Here is a 23,657-nt window from a genome sequence, read left to right as displayed (position 1 = left end):
TGCCTTTGAACACTTTCTCACCAACATCCGCGCTACCGTGATCCACCGCAAATAAATTCAGTTTGATGACAAAAATCTTAAATTTATGCTTGAGAATTGTGTCTTTCGCTCCAATACTTAGTAATAGGTAAACAACAAAAGGGAGCGCTTATGAAAATTAACCTTTCAGGCCACCATGTAGATATGACAGAAGCCGTAAAGCAACACGTTGATGAAAAGTTTGCCAAAGTAGCTAACCACTTCCCGTCGCTGTTGTCGATAGATGTCATAGTCAGTAAGGAACACAAGAAATTTTATACTGAGATCAACACCAATTATTCAGGCGCCCGGATATCTGTAAGAGGAGAAGACGATGTCATGTATCCGGCCATTGCTAATGCTGCTAAAAAGTTAGATGCGGCACTAAAACACAGAAAAGGTCAGCTCAAGGCCAACAAACATGAAAAACCTGTGAGTACGACTCCGCCAATTGCCCACGAGATCATTCAGGAAATGAACCTGAATTAGAGATAAAGTAAAAGAAGCCACCTATCGGTGGCTTCATTCATATTGGATATTAAACCGCGCCATCAAAGCCCATTTGACGCCACGATTCATAGACAAAAACCGACACTGCATTTGACAGGTTCATGCTCCTGCTATCCGGTCGCATCGGGATCCGCAGACGTTGTTCCGGCGGTAGGGAGAAAATGAGCTCTTCTGGCAAGCCTCGGGTTTCAGGCCCAAACAGCAGACAATCACCGCTCTGGTAGTCTGGCTCGTGGTGGTATCGAGTGCCTTTGGTGGTGCAGGCAAAGACTCTATTTGGTTTGCGCGCTTGCAGATATGCATCCAAAGAGGGGTAACGCTTAACTTCGCTGAATTCATGGTAATCCAGACCGGCACGTCTGACGCGTTTGTCGTCCCAGTCAAAACCCAGAGGTTCAATCAGGTGTAACGAAAACCCTGTGTTTGCACACAGGCGAATAATGTTGCCTGTATTAGGGGGAATTTCAGGCTGATACAATACGATGTCTAACATGGATAACCTCAAAATAATGTTGCCTGCAGTATAGCGCATCCGGTTGGGAGGCTAAAAGCCAGGGTGTAACCTTTGTACAGCACAAGGGCACATACCTGGCCAATATTTAAAGTCGCGTCACTAATTTTTCATTTTCATGACTTACACTATAAGATAAGCCTAAACAGGAGTTTTACGAGGTTGTTGAGGTAATAAGTGTCCCACAATTATGACTTTTTAGTCCGATTTTCCAGTATTTTTACACTCGCAATGGCGGCATTGATGATCACAGCTAAGGCCTGGGCCTGGCTGGCGTCTGGCAGTGCAGCTATGTTGGGGTCGCTGACGGATTCCTTACTGGATGTCAGCGCATCTATGATGAGTTTTCTGGTGCTCAGTTATGCGCTCCGCCCTGCAGACGACGATCATCGTTTTGGTCATGGTAAAGCGGAAGCCTTGGCAGGTCTTGGCCAGGCTGCATTTATTGCAGGCTCAGCGTGTTTACTCACTTTCCATGGTATTGAGCGTCTGTTTAACCCGGTCGCAATTCAGCATAGCCTGCTGGGGGTGTGGGTTAGCCTGTTTGCTGTAGGCTGCACATTGGCTGTTGTCATTGTGCAGCATCATGTGGTTAAGCGAACCCAATCAATTGCGATAAAAGCAGACTCTTTGCATTATAAAGGAGACATTCTGCTTAACCTGGCCGTGTTGACGGCGTTATTATTGAGTCATTGGCAGGTAGAGCATGCCGATGCCCTGTTTGCGATAGGTGTTGCTGCTTATCTGCTCTACAATTGTTGGGAAATAGCCCGAGAAAGCGCAGATCACTTGATGGACAAAGAGCTGCCTGATGAAGAAAAAACCGAAATTATTCTGTTAGCGTCCAGTCATGAAGAGGTATATGGGGTGCATGATCTGCGCACCCGACAAAGTGGTAAAGTGAAGTTTGTGCAGTTGCATCTGGAGCTGGATGACCATATTCCATTGGCTCGTGCGCATGAGATCAGCGATGAAGTTGTGGCGCATATTAAAGCTGCTTTTGAGTCGGAAATGGATATCCTGATCCATCAGGATCCAGTGTCACTATCGGTGTCACCAAACTCATCTGCAGTGTAATTTGTGACGTTTTTGAGAGAGGGCTGATAGCCAAGGAGTTGTTCGGCAAACGTATAAAACTGGTCCAGCACAGCACGTCGTATGGTGTCTGTTTCGCAAAGTAATTCGTGTTTACCTGGATAGGACTGTATCTGACAATGCGTTTGACGTTGTGCAAACTGTTCTTGCGCTGTTGAGCTGACAATACTGTCATACTCAGCACTGGCGATGCTCAGCGGCAGTGTTATCTGTAACTGCTCGATGTTTCGAGTAAATTGCAGTGCCTGCTGAAGCCAGCGGAAACTGACACCGCCCAGCTGTAATCCCGGGTTATCTCTGTAGAGTTGCCTGAATAATGCGTAACGGTGCTTACACTGAGTTAATTCATTGTCTTCGAAGGCTTTTGGCAAGTAGTCAGCCTGACCAATCGCATAGCACTTCCCCAATCCCAGCAGGCAGGCTGTAGACGCAACGCCATGCGCAAACCAGGCAGGGTAAGGGGCTGTGTTGATCGCAAGCATGGGGGCGCTGAGAAATGCACCTTTAACAGAAGTTGTGAAGCGGGACAAATAATCACATGCAATCGCTCCCCCCATTGAATGTGCCAATATCATAGTGTCACCTTGCCACTGTGAGGTGACCACTTCTTGCATAAAGGCATCGAGGCAATCGCCATATTGTGTAAAGGTGTCAATATAGCCAATATGCAAATTGGCAAGGAAGCGCCCGGACAGGCCCTGACCTGGGTGATCAAAGGTAAAGACGGCGATTTGGTTGCGTGCGAGCTCCCACATCAATTCCTGATATTTATGCGCCGATTCAATGCGGCCATTGACCAGAACAACGGCAAATTTTGCCCGTTGCGGAATATGACAGGCGTAAAAGAGTGGTCCTACCCCACTGGAAAATGTACCTTTTTGGCAGCGTTCCCAGTGCGCCCGGATATGAACCAGATTGTCCGTTAAATGTGTGCTTTCGCTATAATACATGGTTGCTTATTGGCAGCGTTACGGTAACACGCAGGCCACTGTGGTTACTAAACTGAATGTGGCCATGATGCACTTTTACAGCGTGCTGCGCAATTGCCAGCCCCAGTCCGAATCCACCGGGTTCTGCTGCACCATCAGGGGTGCGTGCTTGTGAAGCTCTGAAAAAGGGGATACACAGTTTTTCCAGCATAGTGTCACTGACACCAGGGCCATCGTCGCTGATCGTGACAGTGAGTTGATCATCACAGCGTTGTATCGTCAAGCTTACTTGTTTATTGGCGTACTTGATGGCGTTACGCAGGATGTTTTCAAATGCGCGATTGAGTAGCGCAGCATCGACCGTCAAGGTGATGTCCGGCAGTGGTTGCCATTCGACCTGCTTACCCAGTTGCTGGCCCTCGAATTTGGCATCATCAAGAATAGGTTCTAATAACTCTGTCAGTGAAATTGGATGAGGGGTGAGCACCAGTTGCTGAGATTCGAGTCGGGACAATTGCAAAATATCACTCAACATGTGCTCAAGTAAGTGTGCCTCTTTTTCAACGCGTTGCAAGTAGGGTAGCAAAGGAGCGGGGGCTTTATCACTGGCAATGCCGTTTGCCATCTGTAATCTGGTCAGGGGGGAGCGCAACTCATGAGAAATATCAGCCAGTAACCTTTTTTGTTGTGTCACGTTAGCCTGCAGGCGGCTCGCCATTTGGTCAAAATCTTTACCCAGCTGGCCTAATTCGTCCTGGCGCGAAATGCTTATCCCAGCTCGTGCATCGAGCTTACCCTGAGCGAGGGAAGCGGCAGCCTGTTGAAGCTGACGCACAGGTTTCAGCAGTCCGCGTGCAAACCAAAGGCTAAATGCAAAGCTTGCAAAGACTAACACCATGAGTTTTGCCCAGTTAGGTAGCATCCGTATCTTTGTCAAAATATGGGGATCACGGTGGTCCATAAGCTGAAACAGCTGATAGGTTTCTCCGCGTAGCTGAATATCCAGTGGGCCATAGGCACGATAGCGATCGGTATCGACAACCTGTGGTTGCGCACTGGTAGTAAAGTTCAGTAAAGATAAGTCCCATTCCTGAACGGTAGCATGGCTCAAAACACTGAGTTGTTCATCGCTGTGACGTAAGTAAACTTTCGGACCGTGATTGCGATGACGTCCAGGCAACATTGTGTTCAGTGCCTGCTCTGGTCGGCTCTGGGCACGTCGTTCTATGCTACGCTTCAGGTGGTTCAGGTTTTTCATCATGGCAGGGCTGATTTGGCGTGTTTCCAGTATGTCTGGTTGTAACAGGCTAATACTCATCAGCATAAATAGCGTGGCAGCAATAGTGCCCCAGAACCACAGGAAAATCTTTATTAGTAAGTACTTCCTCATCTTACGCCTTAAGGAAAATGTAGCCAGAACCTCGCAAGGTTTTGATATAGGTATGCACACTATGTACTGCTATTTTTTTTCGCACATTGCTGACATGCATATCCACAGATCTGTCATAAGGTGCCAGAGGGCGCCCCAGTACAGTTTGAGACAAGCTCTGTTTAGTCACGGTCTGACCCGCTGACTTCATAAGCTGGTGGAGCATCTCATACTCTGTGCCTGTCAGTGGTAGTGGTGTGCCTTTTATGCTCGCGGTACGTGAGGATAAATCCAGCGCGAGTTCGTGATATTCGAAGCACGGACCTGTTGTGCTATGAAGTAAATGGGCGACACGGCGGGTAATGGCTTTGATCCGAGCCAGCAATTCTCTGTGATTGAATGGTTTTGGAATGTAATCATCGGCACCAAGTTCAAGTCCGAAGATGCGGTCAAAGTCATCGCCTTTGGCAGTCAACATGATCACCGGGGTCATTTTTTTTGCACGCAATGCTTTGAGTACCTCAAAGCCGTCGAGCTGGGGTAGCATCACATCCAGTAAGATCACATCAAATTCCCTGTTTAACGCCATATCTAGTCCCACAGGGCCAGTATGGGCAGTGTCAACATCAAACCCTTCGTCTTGCAGATAGTCTTGCAGAAGCTCACACAGGCCTCTATCGTCGTCTATTACCAGTACTCTCGCGTTCATACTGCAACTCAATTACTCTTCTCACGCTTATCTTACCTTACTATATAAGTAAGATGACTGACTTTACACTTCTTTACGCTCTGGGGATGATGTCGACACTCCGGATGTGTGAGGGCTGCAACAGCTCTTGACAAAACTTTACACAGCCTTGACGTTGCTTTGCTCTGGCGTTGCTAAAGTTGAACCTAACTTAACAGGAGACGCTATTATGAACACACACACCAAGATGAAAATTCGTCACACATTAAAAGCATTATTGCTGGCTTCGGTTGTGGCTGGCAGCGGCACCGTTTTGGCTGATACAGACAAGACTGAGGTGTCTGCTCAGGCCAAGCACATGAAGCCAATGAAAGCGATGGGTCATATGTTGTTATCGAAACGTGCGGTAAAGCATCTGGCACTGACTGAAAGCCAGCAAACCGAGCTAAGAAGTATTTTCGACGCGCAGAAGGAACAAGTTAAGTCACTTCGCGGTGATAACGACAGAGGTGAGTATCACAATGCATTTAAGTCACTGATCGAGGCCGAGCAGTTTGATAAAGCACAGGCGCAGGTTTTATTGGAGCAATTTCAGCCTCAAAAGCGTGACATGATGCTGATCAGACTGGAAACCCAGCATAAGGTCTATCATATTCTGACCGAAGAACAGCGTGATAAGCTCAAGGAGTTGCGCCATAAACGGATGGGGAAAAAGCGCCATCAACATCAGTCATCCTGAACCACTGAACAAAGCCCGAACTATTTATTCGGGCTTTGTCGTTGTATAAGTTAGTCTTTAAAAAAACTATCGTCGTTTTTGGCCAGTAAGGCTTCCAGGTCTTCCACCATATCCCTTGCTGCTTCAGGCGATAAATCCGCACTGTTAAGTGGCGTTGAGATTTTATTGTTCTCTTCTGACCACTCACCTAAATCAATGAGTTGGCAACGTTTCGAACAAAAAGGGCGATGTGGGCTTTGCGCCGACCAGACGACGGCGGCCTGGCAGGTAGGACATTTTACAGATACAGGCATAAGCACCTCAGCATAACTATTTTACTCTATTGTACTGTGCAGCTCTCACACAGTCACGGGGGAGCCGGGATTTAGTAGTTGGTTACCCGGTTCACTTCCGCCAGTGAGGTGATCCCATCTGCTGCTTTTTTAAGTCCGGATTGTCTTAGATTCGCAAAGCCCTGTTTGGCAGCCAGTTCTGCGATTTCCAGAGAGTTCCCGCCATCCATGATAGCGTGAGATATCTCTGGTGTGATTTTCATCACTTCGTAAATGCCCACCCGGCCTTTATAGCCATCAGTACAGTGATCGCACCCTTTGGGTGAATAGACCGTCATATTTTTTATCTGCTCCTCGCTAAAGCCCTGGCGTTGCAATTCTTCTGCTGGCAGGTTTTCTGGCTCCTTACATTTAGGGCACAGACGACGGGCCAGACGCTGTGCAATGATAAGGCTCACTGAGCTTGCCACGTTATAGGCGGGGACACCCATGTTGAGCAGTCGGGTCAGGGTTTCTGAAGCCGAATTGGTGTGTAGGGTACTCATCACCAGGTGACCGGTTTGTGCAGCTTTGATGGCAATCTCGGCCGTTTCCAGATCCCGGATCTCACCAACCATAACGACATCGGGGTCCTGACGCAGGAATGCCCGCAGTGCATTGGCAAAGGTCATATCGGCTTTAGTATTAATTTGAACCTGGTTGATCCCTTCGAGGTTGATTTCCACCGGATCTTCCGCAGTGCTGATATTACGCTCTGGTTTATTGAGTATATTCAGACCAGTATACAAAGAAACCGTTTTACCCGAACCGGTTGGGCCTGTGACCAGTATCATCCCTTGCGGTTGTTCCAGGGCATTGAGATACATGTCTTTTTGGTCTGCCTCATACCCCAGTGCATCGATCCCCAGTTTTGCCGCGGATGAATCCAGGATCCGCATTACAATCTTTTCGCCCCACATGGTTGGCAGTGTACTGACACGAAAATCAATACTCTTGCGCTCCGAAATTTTCAGTTTAATACGGCCATCCTGTGGCTTGCGCTTCTCTGCAATATCCAGATGCGACATAACCTTGATACGAGCTGATAAGCGGCTGGACAATGCGTGTGGGGGACTGGCCATTTCATGTAACAAGCCATCGATACGAAAACGTACCCGGTATTTTTTTTCATAGGGTTCGAAGTGGAGATCCGAGGCCCCTTTTTTTATCGCATCCATCAAAATCTTATTGATGTAGACAATGATCGGGGCATCATCTTTTTCTTCGTCCGTGTTCTGTGTCTTGGGCTCGTCTTCAACATCCAGACTGGCGAATTCTTTAAACTCGTCTTCACTGAGGCTCAGGCTACTATTGTCGTCAAAGAGCTGATCAATTTTCTGATCGAGCAGTTTGTAATCTACGACGACAACCTCGCACTGCAAACCTGTGCTGAACTCAAAGTTTTCAAATGCCCCGTAGTCTGTTGGATCTGACGTGGCTATGAAGAGCTTTCTGTCCTTTTTAACCAGTGGCAGCAGGTGGTGCTGGCGGATCAGCTTTTCCTTGACCAGCTCTTTTGGTACCTGAGTAATATCAAAACCGCTCAGGTCAAAGTAGGGGACTCTGAAAAGATCCAGGCATTGCTCGGCCATTTCCTGACTACTCATGCCGCTGCACAGACAAATAAGTTCAGCGGTGGAATGGGCATCGGCTTGTTTGGCTTTAACCTGCTCAGCAGTGAGTTTGCCAAGGGTAATAAACTTTCTCAGTAATGGCGAGTGATGTTCCATAATGCTCTTAAGACTTCAACGAGTTACACTAAATGTAGCAAAAATGCTTAGATGCGGGTAGAGAATTGATGACGATCTGGGCTATGCCAGAGTCTGCTCAACGCATATCAAGCATGATTTGCCGCAGCCTGCTGTAAAAAGGTTTGATGCAATGTACTTAGTTGTTTATGCATTGCTTCGATAGGTTGGTGGTTGTCGAGAATAAAATCGGCCTTGTCGCGTTTATCGGCCCTGCTCATTTGTGCCTCTATGATGCGCTCAACCAGCTGCTGCGGACTATTGTCTCTTTTACAGGTTCGCGCAATCTGGACTTCGACAGGCACATCGACAAGCAGCGTTTTGTCACAGTATTGTTCAAGCCCGTTTTCAAACAATAAAGGCGCAGACAAAATGACATAGTCGCTCTGGGCGCGGGTTAACTGGGCTAATAGTTGCGTCCTGATCATCGGGTGCAATAGGCTATTTAGCCAGAGCTTTTCCTTTTCATCGCTAAAAATGGTCTTGCGTAAGGCCTGGCGGTCAAGCGTGCCTTCCGCTGTCAGTATCTGCTCTCCAAAATGCTCAACAATAGCAGTCAACCCGTCGCTACCAGGCTCAACAACTTCTCTGGCGACAATATCTGCATCCACAACGACAATCCCTAATCGGTTCAGAAAATCGGATACTGTTGTTTTACCGGCGCCAATTCCGCCCGTTAAGCCTAAGATCCATTTAGCCATCGTATCAAGCTCCTAATAGCGAAAAGTACCAGTGACTGATCTGTTCACCATATAACAAGGTCAGCCAGCCGGCAATGGCGAGGTAAGGGCCAAATGGGATAGGTGTAGCTTTGTCTTTTCCTTGCACGGTAAGCTGAGTAGCACCGATCACGGCACCGACGACACTGGACAACAACACTATCAGCAATAGGGACTGCCATCCCATGAGCGCGCCAAATACCGCCAGCAGTTTAAAATCACCAAACCCCATCCCTTCTTTTCCTGTTAGTAACTTAAAAGCCCAGTAAATACTCCACAGGCTCAAATAGCCGACAGCCGCGCCAATGATAGCTTGGGAAGGCGTGATGGTGATACCAAATACGGCGGCCAACAGCGCAAACCAGAGTAAGGGTAAGGTCAGCTGATCGGGGAGTAACATATGGTCAATGTCGATAAAAATCAGGGCGATGAGGACCCAGGTCACAAGTAAGTAGACAAGTGCCTGTGGTGTTGCGGAAAAATGCCAGGCCAGCCAGACTGATGCAACCCCTGTGAGTAATTCGATAAGTGGATAACGTTTGGCGATAGGGGTGTCGCAGTAAGCGCATTTCCCTTTCAAGAACAACCAGCTGAGCAGGGGGATATTGTGATGAACTTTAATTTTATTCTCACACTTAGGACAGGTTGAGCCCGGCGTCATCAGGTTAAAGGGGGCGGGCTCAGGCTCCTCAGGCTCCTGGGATAAAATCACTCTGCATTCTGCCTGCCAGCCGCGTTGCATCATGATGGGCAAACGATAAATTACGACGTTCAGAAAGCTGCCTATACACAGGCTGGTCAGAGCGACGGTCAGCAACCAAAACCAGGTTTGCTGCTCCATAAGGTGCCAAACTTCTTGCATAATAAATAGAGTCTTTTTTATTGTTAAATGACGGTGCCGAGCTGGAATATAGGCAAATACATAGCAACAATCAAGCCGCCAACCAGTACGCCCAGGATCACCATGATCATAGGTTCAAGCAGTGATGATAACCCATCGACGGCGTCATCTACTTCCTGCTCATAAATACTGGCGACTTTTGCCAGCATGCTGTCGAGTGCGCCGGACTCTTCACCAATGGCCACCATTTGCACCACCATATCGGGAAAGATCTTTGCGTTGCGCATTGCCCAGTTCATCTGATTACCCGAGCTGACTTCGCCTTTGATATCTAAAATAGCGTTCTTATAGATAATGTTGCCGGATGCACCTGCGGCAGATTCCAACGCATTTACCAGGGGAACACCCGCGGCAAAGGTGGTAGACAAAGTTCTGGCATAGCGAGCAACCGCCGCCTTTTTCAGGATCTCACCAATGGCCGGGATCTGTAGCACCATGCGGTCGTTAAAGTGGCGCACCGCGGCACTGCGTTGTAGTGCTTCTTTATAGGCGTAACCACTTCCGCCCAGCCCGATGAGAAATAGCCACCAGTATTCCTGCATAAACTCAGAAATACCTAACACCATCAGGGTAAAGCCGGGTAACTCAGCCCCAAAGCCGGTAAAAATCTCTTCAAACTGAGGCACAACGAAAATCAATAAAATGGAGGTCACGATCAGGGCAACTGACAACACCGCTATGGGGTAAAACATGGCTTTCTTGATCTTTGATTTCAGTGCTTCGGCTTTTTCTTTGTATAACGCCACCCGGTCGAAAATACGGTCCAATGCACCGGACTGTTCGCCCGATTCAACCAGGTCACAATATAATTCATCAAAATACTTTGGGTGGCTGCGCAGCGATTTTGCCAGCGGCTGACCTGCTTTGACTTCGTCTGCGATGTGGGTGATCAGCTTACTGACACTTTTATTTTTCGCCCCGGACGCAATCATATCTAGTGCCTGTACCAAAGCCACACCTGCGGTCAGCATAGTTGCAATTTGCCGGGTGACAACAGCAATGTCTTTTGGGGTGATTTTTTGGGTACTGCTCAAACCAAACAAAGGTTTTGGTTTGCGTTTAACTTTAGAGGGGGTGATACCCTGTTTGCGAAGTTGCGCTTTTACTAGCGCCACACTGGTTCCGGTGAGTTCGCCCTGCAGGCGTTTGCCACGGGCACTGACGCCGACCCAGATAAAGGTATCGACCTTGGCAGAATTTTTGTCGGGTTGATTCATATGCGATGAGTCTGCAAGAGGGAGAACCCCTCTTGCATAATTGAGCGCTAACTATTAGTTAGTCGTACAGCTTGCAGGCAACCAGCTCGCTTGTGCGGTACCACTTACAGAGCCGTTACATTGCCAGCTGGAAATCTGGAAACCAGCAGTGAAGTCACCGGCTTCTGCCGCTTCACCATCAGCGCCATTAATTGGCGTTAGTGTCACAACCAGACCTGCCATGTCAGCCTGACCTGTGATAGTAATCAAGCCCGCGGCGCTTACAGTCAGGGTAGTGACATACTGAGTGCCGTCGAAATCGTCGTCACAGACAGCCGGGTTGCCGCCGATTTGAGCAGTTTCTGTCGCACAGGCTTTAGGCATAGTCGATGCGGCTAACAGCTCAGATGCTTTAGAGCGGTTGATGTAATCCTGGTATGCCGGCAGTGCAACGGCAGCAAGAATACCAATGATTGCGATTACAATCATTAATTCGATAAGGGTAAAACCACCCTGTTGTCTTTGCGTCATGATGTGTCTCCTAAGGGATATTAGACCCGATGCCAGCAACCACTCACACCAGGGGTTTATTAAATCTGTGCTCTCAGAGTTTAGACCCAGTATAGGTCGTTCTTCTTATCGCCAATTTGTTGTAAATCAAAGTAGATTGTCATTACTTTGGCCTAGTCAATGATAATGAATAGTCCTTTATAGTCTACTACATTACTATGACAGTTTAGGTCTTTTTTCTGTTCGCCTGCGATCATCCGTGGTGTCTACACCTTTATATAACAGCTGTTAATACGGTGCGCTGGCATTAAATCAAGAACACGAATAATTTATATGCTAATTATTTGTTCGTATTAAAAAGAGTTTTCTTGACCTTGTCAACGAACCGGCTCTGTATTTTCTTACAAAGCCGTTACACCTGTTACTCAAAGCGCATAGATAAGTCTATACTCTGGAGGTGTTTCGTCAATGCGCCGCTGGAAATGTAGTCAACTCCTGCTTGCGCATACGTCGCCAGTTTATCTAAGGTCATATTACCCGACACCTCCAGCTTAGCTCTACCTGCAGTATGTTTAACGGCAATTTGAATGTCCTCAACGGTAAAGTTATCAAGCATGATGATATCGGCACCGGCTGCCAGCGCTTGCTGCAGCTCATCCAGATTCTCTACCTCGACCTCTACCGGTTTGTCCGGATGGTTATGCCTGGCTTGCGCAACGGCTTTGTCAATTCCGCCACAGGCGGCAATGTGGTTTTCTTTGATCAGGAAAGCATCAAACAGCCCGATACGATGGTTTTTACCTCCACCACAGGTAACGGCATATTTTTGCAAAGCGCGCAGGCCAGGGATGGTTTTACGAGTGTCCAGCAGCTGAGTGTTAGTATTCGCTAATGCCGCGACATAATGTGCTGTGGAAGTGGCCGTGCCAGAGAGGGTCTGAACAAAATTCAGTGCGGTACGTTCTGCTGTTAGGATAGCGCGCGCGCTGCCTGTTGCTTCAAAAATACGTTGATTTGGCTGCAACCTGTCTCCGTCAGCGACAAGTACATTTACCTGAACACTGGGATCAACTTGCCTGAACACCTCAAGGATCAGGTCTTTGCCGCAAAAAATGCACTCTTCACGTGTGATCACGTATGCTTGTGCCTGTTGTGAGGCTGGGATCAGAGCGGCGGTAATATCGCCCTCTGCGGCGTTTTGGTTATTCAGGTCTTCATCAAGTGCCAGCTTAACAAGCTGGGTGAGCTGTTCATTTAACATGGGCTATCTTGGCTTTGTTATTCAATAACCTAATTCTACTGCGTTAAGTCCGTTAATGACAACGTCGTTTATCGGGGTCAGCTTCCAGCTAGTCAGGTTTGGCTGTCAAAATAACATAGTGAAAGCATGGCAAACTTGCTAAGGTAATAACAATATTGATTAGCTAAGTGGTTCTATTCATGCAGTTAAATTGGTTTTGTGGTGCACTGCAACGGCATTCACCACATTACAATGAGCGGCCGGCAGCGTGTCAGCCTTCGCTATTGGTGATCCATTGCATTTCATTGCCTGAAGGTGAATATGGTGGTGATCATATAGACGCTCTATTTATGGGGACGCTCGACTGTCAGGCACACCCTAGTTTCGAGTCTCTGCGTGGGGTGAGGGTGTCTGCACATTGTGTGATCCATCGTGATGGCACGGTTGTCCAGTATGTTCCCTTTGATAAACGGGCCTGGCATGCTGGCGTATCTGAATTTGCCGGGCAAGAGAACTGCAATGATTTTAGCATCGGCGTTGAGTTGGAAGGCACAGACACATCAGCTTATACCGAGGCACAATATCAGGCGTTGGCTAAACTCACCGTGTGGTTGCAGCAGAAGCTCCCAGAGCTGACCAAAGAGCGTATTGTAGGCCACAGTGATATAGCGCCTGGCAGAAAGAGCGATCCCGGAGTGGCGTTCGATTGGGATAAATATTTTGCGTTGATAACATAAGAGTAGCGGACATGATGTTAATTTCTATCATAATTGCTTTAGTGATCGAGCGTTTAGGCGCCCGCTCAGAACATTGGCAGATTGACTTCTATATAGCGAAGTATCTGTCCTGGAGTAAAAAGCAGCTAAGCAACAAGGGCTTTTTGGGCTCTGATCTTGGTGTAATGATCTGGTTTGTTATACCAACTGTGCTGACTGCTTTGGTATTCCATCTTTCTGATTTTGTTTTACTTCAGTTAGTATTGAACGTTCTGATATTGTTAGTGTGCTTTGGGTGCGGACGCTATCGCAGGCTGTACAAAGGCTACCTCAACGCATTGACTCGGGGTGATTCCGAGGCAGTTACCCTCTATGCATTACAAATGGGACAAGAGCGTACGGAAACAGAACGCAATGGCGAAACGTTTGGACAAACCTTAGTGTGGATTAACTTTCAGCACTACTGCGCGGTAATGTTCTGGTTTGTTGTATTAGGCGCACCGGGTGCTGTGTTATACGCGACAGCACGCTCTTTGGTCAGCACACTGACTGAGCGTCAGGAAGAAGACATGCCCGCTCAGGTGGCACTGGTACGCAGTACACTGGACACCCATACACAACGCTTCTCCCAGTTACTATTTTGGCTTGACTGGTTGCCTGCCCGAATCACCAGTTTTGGTTATCTGATCATAGGCAACTTTACCCAGGGCACCGGGTGTTGGCTCAAATATTTGCTCGACTTTGAGACGTCTAACCGACGAGTAGTGAGTGACATTGCACTGGCTGCTGAACAGATAGAGCAGCAGTTTTTTGGCTGTACTTACGAAGCAACTTGCATGATGCGCCTGGTTAAACGCAACATTCTTTTCTTTTTAGTGCTGACAGCCTTACTGACCTTGTTTGGCGGCCTGAGCTAGACTTATGAATTTCAGCACCTGACAGAGCCGTCTGTCAGGTGCCAGGCTGCGTGGATAACCAGGTTTTTTTACGCTCTGACATTACATCCAGCTGGTTTTGATCCACATCCAGGGTCGGTAAGATCTGTTCTGTGATGTCTATCAGATCACAGACTCCCGCAACATTCCACAATGCTTCTTCGAGCCCCTTTGCTTTGTGTATCGCATAATGGCTGACGTATCTTAGCTCGTTGGCCAGATAGTCCATGTCAGGGCGCCCTGTTTTGGATATATACAAATGAAACACAAACAGTAACTCTTTTTTCAATGCACGCTTGATGAATAAGAACAAAGGCTCCAGCGACTCTCCCGCTGCCACACATTGGCTTTTCAGCGCGTCTTTTAGTTCTTTGGCGTGTGGATCAAAACGCAAAAACACCGTATATTGCAGAGGTTTGTCTTGACGTGACTGCTTGCGCAGCCGTTCACTCAGATATTCACCAATGAAGTCAGCGGGTAACAGGCCATGTGCCTGGACATATTCCTGATGGTTATGATGGATCACCTCAGAGAGTAAAATTGCATGGAGTGCCGTCGGGTAGAGCCCCTGGCCTATTGCGCCAATTCTAAAATGGGCCGCCGCTTTGTGCAGGTACAAAGGGAACTGACAAATACTCTTGGTTACCATATTACGCAGTGCATGGGACAGACCGGGGATCCTTGGCGCTTCTTCACAGGGCTGAAGCTTATTTTTATTGCTTTCAATCAGAACCTTGAAAAATGTGATGGCTGTGTGCTGCACATTGCTGAGAATATTTACCTTGAGGTTAATGATGGTTTTTGCCTTATTGACAGCCATCACCTCATATCTGAGTTTCGTCAGATTGTGTTGCTTGGTGATTTTCTGCAACTCAGGTAAGTCGAGGTGCACAATATCCCCTTTCTGTAACGTTGTGGCTTCTTCCAGCGCGACCTGTAAACCCATTACGGAAAAATCTCGGGTGTAGCCGTGTAAAGCTTGTCCGTCGTCTGGCACAACCGTGGCTGCGGTTTTATATAAATAGCGTTTGTGCGAACGCAGATTAACATACTCAAGGGCCACCACTTCGAGCGGGGGCGGCACTTTAGCCTTGCCGTGACCAAACTGCTTGATTTGGTTGACCTGCTCTTTGGGGTATTGCAATGCCTGATAGTAAGCGGTTTGCTGCTCAGTGGTAATATCACTGAGAGTCATCAGATACTTAACGTTCTCAATTAGTCCCTGCACACGGGGGGTGGGGCGCTTATTGAGCTTTTCTACATTCTTGCCCGCACTGGATGGCAGGGACAGAGGAATAAAAGCATCCTCATGATGACTGGGCATGAGCTGCACTTTAAAGATCCGCCAGCTGTCTTTTTGGCTGCCAAAGCCCATAAACAAATCACGCAACTCCGCAGACTTTTTCAGCTCCCAGTCAAAGGCAGAGTAAAAGTAGATTTTACCGTTCTTTCCATGAGTGAAGGTGTAGCAAAAAGCTTCTTTTACGGGTTCTGGGCGCTGTAGTAACATATCCAGACGTTGCTGATTAAATACGCTATAAAGGGAAGACGTCTTGCGCTCATCCTCAAAATAGTAGTTGATGTGTGCGTTATTTTCATTGGTCAGGACCAGGCTCGGGTAGAGCATGGTATTAGCCTGGCTGAAAAATACAAACAGGGAATTGACGCGCGGCAGGTAGTATTGTTCATACCCCTTACACACCACGGCATCCATTGTATTATCCAGATTGATTTTATAGCGTCGTTTGTTGCCATGAATAAAGCTTTGCAGGAAGTCATCAAAGCCGCTGTTGTTCTCCACAAATGTACGCTTAAGGCGAACATGATTATACTCATTGGATACTGGTTCAACGGCGACGACCTCGTATTGGATCCCGCTTTTCAGGCCCAACTCAAAATCTTGTTCTAGCCCCACCAGTCTTAGTGACACCAGGTCGCCTTTATGCAGATGATAGTTTGGTGCCAATTTGATTTTGGCACCGCTGAGAGAGATATCTGAGGTACTGGCATTGGCAAGCCGTTGGTTACCAAATTCAACGGTGATTTTGATAGAGTAGTTCATCCGCTCTTCGATACGGCTTTCATAAGAAGCAAAGCGGATATATTGGGTCGCCTGAGAGACGTCCAGCCCGGAGACATTTTCATCCTGCTGCTGGGCTGCCTGTTTTTGCATCACCTTAAAATTATTGTCGGTGTTCATGACCGCTTCGTATACGGCTAAGGTGTAGCCGCCATAACGGGCGACTTCCTGTTCGAACACCCGAATAGCAACATCGTCCATAAAATGTTGCTTACCTTCGTATTCATAGGGTTTAACTTGACCAGAAACCTGACCGCGCAGGTCAATAAAACGGGCGACCGGTTGCGATAGCCGGGTCATTTCCATTTTCAGCAAGAACTGATCCGGCTTACTGAGTTGCGCCGTTTTTTGCTTGAAGATAAAGTCAAAATTAGGATCGCCGAGATCAATCTTTAATTCATCTATTAAGTCTTGGTATTGTTGTAATTTATCTTCAGCCATAGGTACACATTTTAAATCAGCAGATCTTACCCGGTTATTGTTTTAGCCTTTGCCAAATTTATGTCAGTATTAACGCTTACTGTTGAACTAAGCTTAATTGAGTTTTAATTTAAGCAATAACTATGCCTTGATTTTTATGGGAAAAAAGAAAACCGCATTTGTCTGTAGTGATTGTGGAGCGGAATTTGCTCGATGGCAAGGGCAATGTTCTGAATGTAAAGCCTGGAATACAATTACCGAGTTCAGAGTCCCTTCGGTGAAAGCTGCACCACGGGCTGGCACTATGGCCGGCTATGCCGGTGTCGTCGAAGCTAAGGTTCAGACGCTGGACGAAGTTAACCTCGAATCTTTGCCTAGATTTACCACTGGATTCAAAGAGTTCGACCGCGTACTGGGTGGCGGGGTCGTGCCTGGCAGCGCCATTTTGATTGGTGGTGAACCCGGGGCCGGTAAGAGTACTTTGTTGTTGCAGACCATGTGTTTGCTTGCCGAGACGATGTCGACCTTATATGTAACGGGTGAAGAATCTTTGCAACAAGTTGCCATGCGTGCAAAGCGACTGGGTCTGCCAACCAATAAATTACGTACACTCGCTGAAACAAATGTAGAGAGTATCTGCCAGCTGGCTTTGCGTGAAAAGCCGGCCATTATGGTCATTGACTCGATTCAGGTGATGCACATGAGCGACGTACAGTCAGCGCCTGGTAGCGTTTCTCAGGTACGAGAAAGTGCCGCCTATCTGACTCGCTTTGCCAAGCAAAACCAGGTTGCGATTATTATGGTAGGCCATGTGACCAAAGACGGATCGCTGGCTGGGCCTAAAGTACTGGAACACTGTATCGACTGCTCCATTTTGCTTGAAGGGAGCAGTGACAGTCGCTTCAGAACTTTGCGTGGTAACAAGAACCGGTTCGGTGCTGTGAATGAGCTTGGGGTCTTTGCAATGACAGGGCAGGGACTAAAAGAAGTCAGTAACCCTTCTGCTATTTTCCTCAATCGCGGAGAAGAGCAGACACCTGGCTCTTTGGTGATGGTGATCTGGGAGGGGACTCGGCCGTTGCTGGTGGAAGTGCAGGCGCTGGTGGATTATTCCCAACTGGCCAATCCGCGACGGGTGACGGTCGGTCTGGAGCAAAACCGATTGGCGATGCTATTGGCAGTGCTACATCGTCATGGTGGCCTGCAGGTAGCGGATCAGGATGTGTTTGTGAACGTGGTAGGCGGCGTTAAGGTGTCTGAAACCAGTGCCGACCTTGCGTTAATAGCCGCGCTGGTATCCAGCTTTAAAAATCATGCGCTGGAGCGCCAGATGGTGGTATTTGGTGAAGTCGGTCTGGGGGGAGAGATCCGCCCAGTACCCAGTGGCCAGGAAAGACTGCGCGAGGCCGCGAAACATGGTTTCAAACGTGCTATTGTACCCATCGCAAATAAACCAAAGGACGCCATTGAGGGCATGGAGGTCGTTGCCGTTGCCAGCCTCAGTGATGCACTTGAAGCCCTGTTTTAAAGGAAACTCACAAAAATGAAAAAATCTACGATCATGCTGGCACTCGGTGGTGTAATGTCAGCCGCTGTTGTTGGTGCACATATCTACGCTAATCAGCAGGCTGAACTCGTTATTGAGCAGCAGATCACACAATTTTCAGAGCAGTCTGACATGCTGATCGAATATCAGGGGTCTTCGTACAACCTGTTTACCAATACTGTTGAAGTGCAGTCTCTGGTGGTTAAAGATGCCTTAGAGCAGCAAACGCTGCTGAACATTGGTGAATTCAGCTTGCAGGGCTATGAAGCAGACAAAGTCAGTGATTTTACCGAGGTAAAACTGATTAATGTGACTTTAAGCCCGGCTATTGCGGCTGAACTTGAACAGCAGTCCAAGGCTTTGGCTGGGGCTCATTACTCGCTCACGTCATCTATGCGTTACGATGAGCAGACTGGTAACAGTCAGTTTAAATCGGCAGTTGAGGCTGCGGGTGTGGTTGGTGTTGAATTTAACTTTGACCTTGGTAACAGTGCTGAGTTGATGAGTACGTCGCTTGAGATGCAGCAGCAGGGGGCGGAGATTACACTGGAGCAGGAGTTGCAAATGCAGAGCAAGTTGCTTTCTGCATTGCAGTCCCTTGAGCCGCAAAAGCTGACCTTTGCAATTGACGGGCAGCCAAAGTTAGATCTATTGGTCACAGAGTTACTAACCAGCAAAGGGCTGACTAAGGAACAGTTTCAGCAAATGCTGACAATGCAACTTGCTCAGGTCCCCGTTTCTGACGCCGTCAAACAAGGGATTACTGGCTTTGTGAGCGGGCTAAATGCCTTAAAGGTCGATGTGTCGGTGGATGAAGCAATGAACTTTAACGCGTTTTCTCAGCAAGTTCAGATGCTGGCTGCGGATCCTGAGGGTCTCGAAAAATTCTTAAACCTGAAAGTGAGTGGTTCTTAATCTGACTTTCAAAGATTAAAAAAGCCACCTGACGGTGGCTTTTTTAATCAGCTGTTTGCTACTTAAGGATGCAAACTGGTTTAGTCATTCAGAGCCAGCATCAGTTCGCGATTACGTTCCAGCTTAGCCAACATTTGTTGCGCCAGAGGCTTAAACGTTGCCAGTTCGGCTGCCGGTAACGGCTGTGATTTTGGCAGTTTAACCGTACGTGGATTGCGATGTACGCCATTCACCAAAAACTCATAGTGAAGGTGAGCACCTGTCACCCGGCCGGTGGCACCGACGGTACCTATCTTCTGGCCCTGTTTGACCTTCTGACCTTGTTTAACGTGGCGCTTATGCAAGTGCAAATACTTAGTCACATACTGGCTGCCATGCTGAATAAACACATAATTACCATTGAGGCGGTTGTAGCCCGATTTAATGACTTTACCATTACCAGCCGACACTACTGGGGTGCCTGTTCTGGCTGCATAATCAATTCCGCGGTGTGCCGACACGCGACCGGTTACCGGATGCAAGCGGCGAGGGTTGAAATTAGAACTAATATACTTGAAATCAACCGGGGCACGCAGGAAGGCTTTCTTCATGCTGCGCCCTTCAGGGGTATAAAAGTCACCGTCAGAGTGACGAACTGCTGTATATCGCTCTCCCTGATTGATGAATTCAGCAGCGATGATCTTGCCTGTACCTATTTCTTCACCATCCACAAAATGTGATTCATAGATCAGAGCAAACTGATCGCCTTTACGAATATCATTGGCAAAGTCGACATCCCAGCCAAAGATATGGGCAAAGTTCATGATCTGGCGTTCAGTCAAGCCTGCGGTAATACCGGCCGTCCAGAAGCTGGACTTGATCTCGCCACCGGCAGATTTTTCGACCGTTTCTATTTCTTTGCTTTCGATCCGTGTGGCGTAGTTGCCTTCCTCATTACGGCTGACAAGTAGCGTATCTGTTTTCGAGAGCACGTATTTCAGCTGTAATAATTCACCCTGTTCATTACTGGCAAAGCTCAGCACTTCACCTGGGTGGATCTTGGTGAGTTTTCGGGTTTCAGCGTTGGTATTGACGAGCTTGTGTAGCGTTTGTGCTGAAAAGCCGGCGCGTTTGAAAATCACCGCCAGACTATCGCCATTGCGGACCTGGTGGTCTTTGAAGTCGTACTGGATAGCTTCCGGGACAACCGGCTCTGCTGTGTCTACAGGCGCTTCGCTGAGTTCAGTGAGCTCAGGTTGTTGCTCACCGACGTTGAGTGGCAGTTCATACCTTTTGCCAACTTCGAGCGCGCTTTTGTCGTGATCTCGGGAGGCTGTTGCCTTCTCAGATGGGATGAGTGCAATAGCGACCATTGCTGACAGCAAGCCCAGGATCAGCAACTTGTGTTTTTTTGGGAGTTTGTGCACTGCATGTACCATAACGTGCCTTTTCCGCTGTCAAGAATTATTGCAAATAATAGTGCAGCATATACGTAATAATGCGCAAATACCAGTCTTTTATACATTTAAACTGCCCCGAATATAAGCTAAAATCGGGCGATTAACTGATTAAATTGTTGGAGTGAGGTTGGCGTGACAACTGTGGACATAGAAACGGCACTGGCAGAGATAAAGCGTGGTGCTGAAGAGATTCTGATTGAAGAAGATTTAAAAGAAAGACTGAAGTCTGGTAAAAAGTTGCGGATCAAAGCCGGATTCGATCCAACAGCGCCAGATCTACACCTGGGCCATACTGTCCTTATCAACAAGCTAAAAACTTTCCAAGACTTAGGCCACGAGGTCATTTTCCTGATCGGTGATTTCACAGGCATGATTGGCGATCCGACTGGCAAAAATGTCACGCGTAAGCCACTGACACGTGACGATGTCCTGGCCAATGCTGAAACCTATAAAGAGCAAGTGTTTAAGATCCTGGATCCAGCTAAAACCACAGTGGCGTTCAATTCCGAATGGATGGAAAAATTAGGCAGTGCGGGCATGATCAAGCTTGCAGCGCGTCAAACGGTTGCCCGTATGCTGGAACGTGATGATTTCAAAAAGCGTTACGCCGGCGGTCAGTCAATTGCCATCCATGAATTCCTCTACCCACTGGTTCAGGGTTGGGACTCGGTAGCGCTTGAAGCGGATGTTGAGCTGGGTGGTACCGATCAACGCTTTAACCTGTTGATGGGCAGGGAGTTACAAAAAGAAGAAGGTCAGAAGCCGCAGACCGTGCTGATGATGCCGCTGCTTGAGGGTACCGACGGTGTGCAGAAGATGTCTAAGTCTTTGGGTAACTACATTGGTATCACAGATGCACCAAATGATATGTTTGGTAAAGTGATGTCGATCTCTGATGAGCTGATGTGGCGCTACTATGAGTTGCTCAGTGCTAAATCTCTGGAAGAGATTGCGGGTCTGAAAGAAGAAGTGGCTGGTGGTCGCAACCCACGAGACATTAAAATCGAGTTTGCCAAAGAAATGATTGCCCGTTTCCACAGTGAAGCGGATGCCGAGGCGGCGCATCAGGACTTTATCAAACGCTTCCAGAAAAATGCACTGCCAGATGATATTCCTGAAGTGACTATTACCATCGCGGAATCAGCGACTTTCATTACCAACGTGCTGAAAGAAGCAGGCCTGGTAGCCAGTACCTCAGAAGCAATGCGCATGATTAAGCAAGGTGCGGTTAAACTCAATGGTGAAGAGAAAGTCACCGACTCTAAACTGAGTGTGGAAAAAGGCTCCACGGCGATTTATCAGGTTGGTAAACGCAAATTCGCTAAGATCAGCGTTGAATAATCCGACGAGCTGAGCAAACGAATACGAACATGAAAAAGGCGAACCATCTGGTCGCCTTTTTTAATGAGTCAGAATATTAACGGTTAGCCAGCATAAACACAGGGCGCAGAGGAAAAACCAGCGCATGGTCGCCAGTAACTTCAGCATCAGTGCTATGGTTTCGGGTTCAGGTGGGGTATCGCTGCCAATGCGCATATTGTCAAAGCGTTGTTGCTGATAAAAGCGCGGCCCCGCCAGTTGTGTGTTCAGACTCGCCGAGAATAACGTCAAAATCCAGCCTGAGTTACCGGGCCGATAAAACTGGCCATAATGCCTGAGGTAATGGAGTGTTTTATTGAGGTTTTGTGTCAGCGCCATCATTAAGACTAACGTCCTCACGGGCAACCATTCTAATATCGTCAGACACACTTGCAGAGGCTTCATAAACGAGGTATCCGGTCGCATTTTGCTGCGCCAGGCCTGATCGCATACTAGCATCAGCTTATAGCTCAGGGCCAGCAAAGGTCCACCAATGAGATAGAAGATAATCACCACATAAAAGTGTCTGATCCCCCGTAGTGCCAGACTATCCAGGCAAGCCTTGCAAATGCCCATGGCAGAGAGCTGCTCGACATCCCGTTTGACCATGGCACTCAGCAACTGACGCGCGGCAGCCTTTTGTTGTTGTTTTACTAAGATGGCAATACGCTTTGCACGGCGCTCATGTTGGATATCAAGACAAAGAAACAGTACCAGGCCACCAAGCCACTGGGGGTAGAAAGACAAATAGCCGAGTGTGGCGAGTAATATCAAGGTGGTCAGGATTGGCAGTACAAATGCGAGACTACCGGATAGCAATTGATAACCCGCTGCGGCTTTTGGTCGGTAGACTTTCTGCGCGAGATTGGCAAACAGCAAGGTCATAAGCACGTTGGGGTGATACAGGCTGGAGGTTCTGAATCCTATTGCGCTGAGTGTAGCCAGTAAAAATATCAGCAAGCCCGTATGGGCTTGCAATTGTTCAGTTAACACCTTAGAGCGAAACCTGATCCAGCTTAGCCAACAGGGCTGTCACCAGCTTTGAGGAGTTCACTGAGGCAATTTCCAGGTAAGCCTCGAATGATTGCGGCGACTCTTTGCCTGCGATATCAGACAATGAACGGATCACAACAAAAGGGGTGTTTAACACATGGCAAGCCTGTGCGATTGCTGCGCCTTCCATCTCAACGGCAAGCATTTCAGGGAAATCCTGACGCGTTTTGTCGATACGTACTGGATCGCACATGAAGGAATCACCAGTACAGATAAGACCAACTTTCGTCTGAATGTCAGCCAATTCGCCGACACTTTGCTGAGCTGCATCAACCAGAGCCGAATGTGCGCTGTAACCTGCCGGCATTTGAGGAACCTGACCCAGTTCATAGCCAAATGCGGTAACGTCTACATCGTGGTGCTTTACTTCTGAAGAGATCACCACATCACCGACATTGAGTTCAGGATCGAAACCGCCGGCAGAGCCTGTGTTGATCACACAATCCGGCGTATAGTTGTCGATAAGTAAAGTGGTCGCAACGGTTGCAGCGACTTTACCGATACCAGACTGAACCAGCGTGACTTCATGACCACCCAGTTCACCGTGGTAAAAGGTAAACCCGCCCTTGGTTGCGGTTTGTGTGTTTTTCATTGCGCCACGCAGGATAGTGACTTCCTGTTCCATGGCGCCAATAATGCCTACTTTCATAGTCTTCTCTTATTTTTTAATAGTGCTGCTCATTATATATCATAAATGGGTGCTGAGAATA

The 23,657-nt window shown here is 47.9% G+C and carries 23 protein-coding genes and 1 pseudogene; 8 read left to right on the top strand and 16 right to left on the bottom strand.

From position 1 onward, the window contains the following. Positions 1-150: 150 nt before the first annotated feature. A complete protein-coding gene (hpf, locus tag CWB99_RS04030) occupies positions 151-507 on the top strand; it encodes a ribosome hibernation-promoting factor, HPF/YfiA family (RefSeq protein ID WP_054014760.1) in 357 nt (118 codons plus the stop codon). A 49-nt stretch (positions 508-556) separates the two neighbouring features. On the opposite strand, the gene trmL is transcribed toward hpf, so the two are convergent. Continuing rightward, positions 557-1,021 carry a tRNA (uridine(34)/cytosine(34)/5-carboxymethylaminomethyluridine(34)-2'-O)-methyltransferase TrmL gene (gene trmL / locus CWB99_RS04025; RefSeq protein ID WP_054014986.1) on the bottom strand — a complete coding sequence of 155 codons (465 nt, stop codon included), beginning with the start codon at positions 1,019-1,021 and terminating at the stop codon, positions 557-559. A 234-nt stretch (positions 1,022-1,255) separates the two neighbouring features. On the opposite strand from trmL, the gene CWB99_RS04020 reads away from it, so the two are divergent. Beyond that, the gene (locus CWB99_RS04020) at positions 1,256-2,116 is read left to right on the top strand and encodes a cation diffusion facilitator family transporter (protein WP_283236582.1); all 861 of its coding nucleotides are present in this window, start codon (positions 1,256-1,258) and stop codon (positions 2,114-2,116) included. Here the strand turns inward: CWB99_RS04020 and CWB99_RS04015 are convergent. Genes CWB99_RS04015 through CWB99_RS04005 form a run of 3 tightly spaced genes read right to left on the bottom strand, consistent with a single transcriptional unit; the run spans position 2,068 to position 5,141 of the window. Continuing rightward, positions 2,068-3,084: an alpha/beta fold hydrolase gene (locus CWB99_RS04015; RefSeq protein WP_138550704.1), complete on the bottom strand. Its 1,017-nt coding sequence runs from the start codon at positions 3,082-3,084 to the stop codon at positions 2,068-2,070. The genes CWB99_RS04020 and CWB99_RS04015 overlap by 49 nt on opposite strands. Then, the gene (locus tag CWB99_RS04010; protein ID WP_138550703.1) at positions 3,074-4,453 is read right to left on the bottom strand and encodes an ATP-binding protein; all 1,380 of its coding nucleotides are present in this window, start codon (positions 4,451-4,453) and stop codon (positions 3,074-3,076) included. The genes CWB99_RS04015 and CWB99_RS04010 overlap by 11 nt, the downstream gene beginning before the upstream one ends. Before the next feature lies 1 nt (position 4,454). Next, positions 4,455-5,141 carry a response regulator transcription factor gene (locus CWB99_RS04005; RefSeq protein WP_138550702.1) on the bottom strand — a complete coding sequence of 229 codons (687 nt, stop codon included), beginning with the start codon at positions 5,139-5,141 and terminating at the stop codon, positions 4,455-4,457. Between the two features lie 208 nt (positions 5,142-5,349). Between CWB99_RS04005 and CWB99_RS04000 the strand changes: the two genes are divergently transcribed. Further along, positions 5,350-5,859 carry a Spy/CpxP family protein refolding chaperone gene (locus CWB99_RS04000; RefSeq protein ID WP_138550701.1) on the top strand — a complete coding sequence of 170 codons (510 nt, stop codon included), beginning with the start codon at positions 5,350-5,352 and terminating at the stop codon, positions 5,857-5,859. Positions 5,860-5,909: 50 nt separating this feature from the next. Here CWB99_RS04000 and yacG read toward each other — a convergent pair whose 3' ends face one another. The 8 genes and pseudogenes from yacG to nadC form a co-directional block, all read right to left on the bottom strand. After that, a complete protein-coding gene (gene yacG, locus CWB99_RS03995) occupies positions 5,910-6,152 on the bottom strand; it encodes a DNA gyrase inhibitor YacG (protein WP_054014754.1) in 243 nt (80 codons plus the stop codon). Between the two features lie 71 nt (positions 6,153-6,223). Then, positions 6,224-7,900, bottom strand: a complete 1,677-nt coding sequence (gene pilB, locus CWB99_RS03990; protein WP_138550700.1) for a type IV-A pilus assembly ATPase PilB — start codon at positions 7,898-7,900, stop codon at positions 6,224-6,226. Between the two features lie 107 nt (positions 7,901-8,007). Beyond that, positions 8,008-8,619 (bottom strand): dephospho-CoA kinase, encoded by a 612-nt coding sequence (gene coaE, locus CWB99_RS03985; RefSeq protein ID WP_138550699.1) that lies wholly within the window; start codon positions 8,617-8,619, stop codon positions 8,008-8,010. 4 nt (positions 8,620-8,623) lie between these two features. Then, on the bottom strand, positions 8,624-9,499 hold the full coding sequence (locus tag CWB99_RS03980; RefSeq protein ID WP_138550698.1) for a prepilin peptidase: 876 nt from the start codon (positions 9,497-9,499) through the stop codon (positions 8,624-8,626). Positions 9,500-9,522: 23 nt separating this feature from the next. Continuing rightward, positions 9,523-10,755 carry a type II secretion system F family protein gene (locus CWB99_RS03975; protein ID WP_138550697.1) on the bottom strand — a complete coding sequence of 411 codons (1,233 nt, stop codon included), beginning with the start codon at positions 10,753-10,755 and terminating at the stop codon, positions 9,523-9,525. 54 nt (positions 10,756-10,809) lie between these two features. Next, the gene (locus tag CWB99_RS24765; protein WP_432760820.1) at positions 10,810-11,118 is read right to left on the bottom strand and encodes a hypothetical protein; all 309 of its coding nucleotides are present in this window, start codon (positions 11,116-11,118) and stop codon (positions 10,810-10,812) included. A 32-nt stretch (positions 11,119-11,150) separates the two neighbouring features. Further along, positions 11,151-11,265, bottom strand: a pseudogene (locus CWB99_RS24865) (pilin); the annotation flags it as partial. 400 nt (positions 11,266-11,665) lie between these two features. Further along, a complete protein-coding gene (gene nadC, locus CWB99_RS03965; protein ID WP_138550695.1) occupies positions 11,666-12,505 on the bottom strand; it encodes a carboxylating nicotinate-nucleotide diphosphorylase in 840 nt (279 codons plus the stop codon). A 179-nt stretch (positions 12,506-12,684) separates the two neighbouring features. On the opposite strand from nadC, the gene ampD reads away from it, so the two are divergent. Next, positions 12,685-13,221 carry a 1,6-anhydro-N-acetylmuramyl-L-alanine amidase AmpD gene (gene ampD / locus CWB99_RS03960; protein WP_138550694.1) on the top strand — a complete coding sequence of 179 codons (537 nt, stop codon included), beginning with the start codon at positions 12,685-12,687 and terminating at the stop codon, positions 13,219-13,221. Between the two features lie 11 nt (positions 13,222-13,232). Continuing rightward, positions 13,233-14,117 carry a beta-lactamase regulator AmpE gene (gene ampE / locus CWB99_RS03955; RefSeq protein ID WP_138550693.1) on the top strand — a complete coding sequence of 295 codons (885 nt, stop codon included), beginning with the start codon at positions 13,233-13,235 and terminating at the stop codon, positions 14,115-14,117. A 34-nt stretch (positions 14,118-14,151) separates the two neighbouring features. Here ampE and CWB99_RS03950 read toward each other — a convergent pair whose 3' ends face one another. Then, positions 14,152-16,656: a PilZ domain-containing protein gene (locus CWB99_RS03950; protein WP_138550692.1), complete on the bottom strand. Its 2,505-nt coding sequence runs from the start codon at positions 16,654-16,656 to the stop codon at positions 14,152-14,154. 136 nt (positions 16,657-16,792) lie between these two features. Here CWB99_RS03950 and radA point away from each other — a divergent pair, with 136 nt between their 5' ends. Continuing rightward, on the top strand, positions 16,793-18,163 hold the full coding sequence (radA, locus tag CWB99_RS03945; protein ID WP_054014744.1) for a DNA repair protein RadA: 1,371 nt from the start codon (positions 16,793-16,795) through the stop codon (positions 18,161-18,163). Positions 18,164-18,178: 15 nt separating this feature from the next. Then, complete coding sequence (locus tag CWB99_RS03940; RefSeq protein ID WP_138550691.1) at positions 18,179-19,096, top strand: hypothetical protein; 918 nt, start codon at positions 18,179-18,181, stop codon at positions 19,094-19,096. 80 nt (positions 19,097-19,176) lie between these two features. On the opposite strand, the gene CWB99_RS03935 is transcribed toward CWB99_RS03940, so the two are convergent. Continuing rightward, entirely contained in the window at positions 19,177-20,514 is a 1,338-nt protein-coding gene (locus tag CWB99_RS03935) for a peptidoglycan DD-metalloendopeptidase family protein (protein WP_138550690.1), read from the bottom strand. Positions 20,515-20,676: 162 nt separating this feature from the next. On the opposite strand from CWB99_RS03935, the gene tyrS reads away from it, so the two are divergent. Beyond that, the gene (gene tyrS / locus CWB99_RS03930; RefSeq protein ID WP_054014985.1) at positions 20,677-21,876 is read left to right on the top strand and encodes a tyrosine--tRNA ligase; all 1,200 of its coding nucleotides are present in this window, start codon (positions 20,677-20,679) and stop codon (positions 21,874-21,876) included. 60 nt (positions 21,877-21,936) lie between these two features. On the opposite strand, the gene CWB99_RS03925 is transcribed toward tyrS, so the two are convergent. Continuing rightward, positions 21,937-22,887: a cobalamin biosynthesis protein CobD/CbiB gene (locus CWB99_RS03925; RefSeq protein ID WP_249331675.1), complete on the bottom strand. Its 951-nt coding sequence runs from the start codon at positions 22,885-22,887 to the stop codon at positions 21,937-21,939. Position 22,888: 1 nt separating this feature from the next. Continuing rightward, a complete protein-coding gene (mtnN, locus tag CWB99_RS03920) occupies positions 22,889-23,596 on the bottom strand; it encodes a 5'-methylthioadenosine/S-adenosylhomocysteine nucleosidase (RefSeq protein WP_138545356.1) in 708 nt (235 codons plus the stop codon). Positions 23,597-23,657: the final 61 nt, after the last annotated feature.

The organism is Pseudoalteromonas rubra (assembly GCF_005887095.1).
In the GTDB taxonomy this organism is placed as follows: Bacteria; Pseudomonadota; Gammaproteobacteria; order Enterobacterales; family Alteromonadaceae; genus Pseudoalteromonas; species Pseudoalteromonas rubra_E.
This window is presented reverse-complemented; position numbering and strand designations above follow the sequence as displayed.

Bases quoted from the DNA above. Each gene is read 5' to 3' on its own strand.
- hpf (WP_054014760.1), top strand. From the start codon at position 151: ATGAAAATTAACCTTTCAGGCCACCATGTAGATATGACAGAAGCCGTA.
- trmL (WP_054014986.1), bottom strand. From the start codon at position 1,021: ATGTTAGACATCGTATTGTATCAGCCTGAAATTCCCCCTAATACAGGC.
- CWB99_RS04015 (WP_138550704.1), bottom strand. From the start codon at position 3,084: ATGTATTATAGCGAAAGCACACATTTAACGGACAATCTGGTTCATATC.
- CWB99_RS04010 (WP_138550703.1), bottom strand. From the start codon at position 4,453: ATGAGGAAGTACTTACTAATAAAGATTTTCCTGTGGTTCTGGGGCACT.
- CWB99_RS04005 (WP_138550702.1), bottom strand. From the start codon at position 5,141: ATGAACGCGAGAGTACTGGTAATAGACGACGATAGAGGCCTGTGTGAG.
- CWB99_RS04000 (WP_138550701.1), top strand. From the start codon at position 5,350: ATGAACACACACACCAAGATGAAAATTCGTCACACATTAAAAGCATTA.
- yacG (WP_054014754.1), bottom strand. From the start codon at position 6,152: ATGCCTGTATCTGTAAAATGTCCTACCTGCCAGGCCGCCGTCGTCTGG.
- pilB (WP_138550700.1), bottom strand. From the start codon at position 7,900: ATGGAACATCACTCGCCATTACTGAGAAAGTTTATTACCCTTGGCAAA.
- coaE (WP_138550699.1), bottom strand. From the start codon at position 8,619: ATGGCTAAATGGATCTTAGGCTTAACGGGCGGAATTGGCGCCGGTAAA.
- CWB99_RS03980 (WP_138550698.1), bottom strand. From the start codon at position 9,499: ATGCAAGAAGTTTGGCACCTTATGGAGCAGCAAACCTGGTTTTGGTTG.
- CWB99_RS03975 (WP_138550697.1), bottom strand. From the start codon at position 10,755: ATGAATCAACCCGACAAAAATTCTGCCAAGGTCGATACCTTTATCTGG.
- CWB99_RS24765 (WP_432760820.1), bottom strand. From the start codon at position 11,118: ATGCCTAAAGCCTGTGCGACAGAAACTGCTCAAATCGGCGGCAACCCG.
- nadC (WP_138550695.1), bottom strand. From the start codon at position 12,505: ATGTTAAATGAACAGCTCACCCAGCTTGTTAAGCTGGCACTTGATGAA.
- ampD (WP_138550694.1), top strand. From the start codon at position 12,685: ATGCAGTTAAATTGGTTTTGTGGTGCACTGCAACGGCATTCACCACAT.
- ampE (WP_138550693.1), top strand. From the start codon at position 13,233: ATGATGTTAATTTCTATCATAATTGCTTTAGTGATCGAGCGTTTAGGC.
- CWB99_RS03950 (WP_138550692.1), bottom strand. From the start codon at position 16,656: ATGGCTGAAGATAAATTACAACAATACCAAGACTTAATAGATGAATTA.
- radA (WP_054014744.1), top strand. From the start codon at position 16,793: ATGGGAAAAAAGAAAACCGCATTTGTCTGTAGTGATTGTGGAGCGGAA.
- CWB99_RS03940 (WP_138550691.1), top strand. From the start codon at position 18,179: ATGAAAAAATCTACGATCATGCTGGCACTCGGTGGTGTAATGTCAGCC.
- CWB99_RS03935 (WP_138550690.1), bottom strand. From the start codon at position 20,514: ATGGTACATGCAGTGCACAAACTCCCAAAAAAACACAAGTTGCTGATC.
- mtnN (WP_138545356.1), bottom strand. From the start codon at position 23,596: ATGAAAGTAGGCATTATTGGCGCCATGGAACAGGAAGTCACTATCCTG.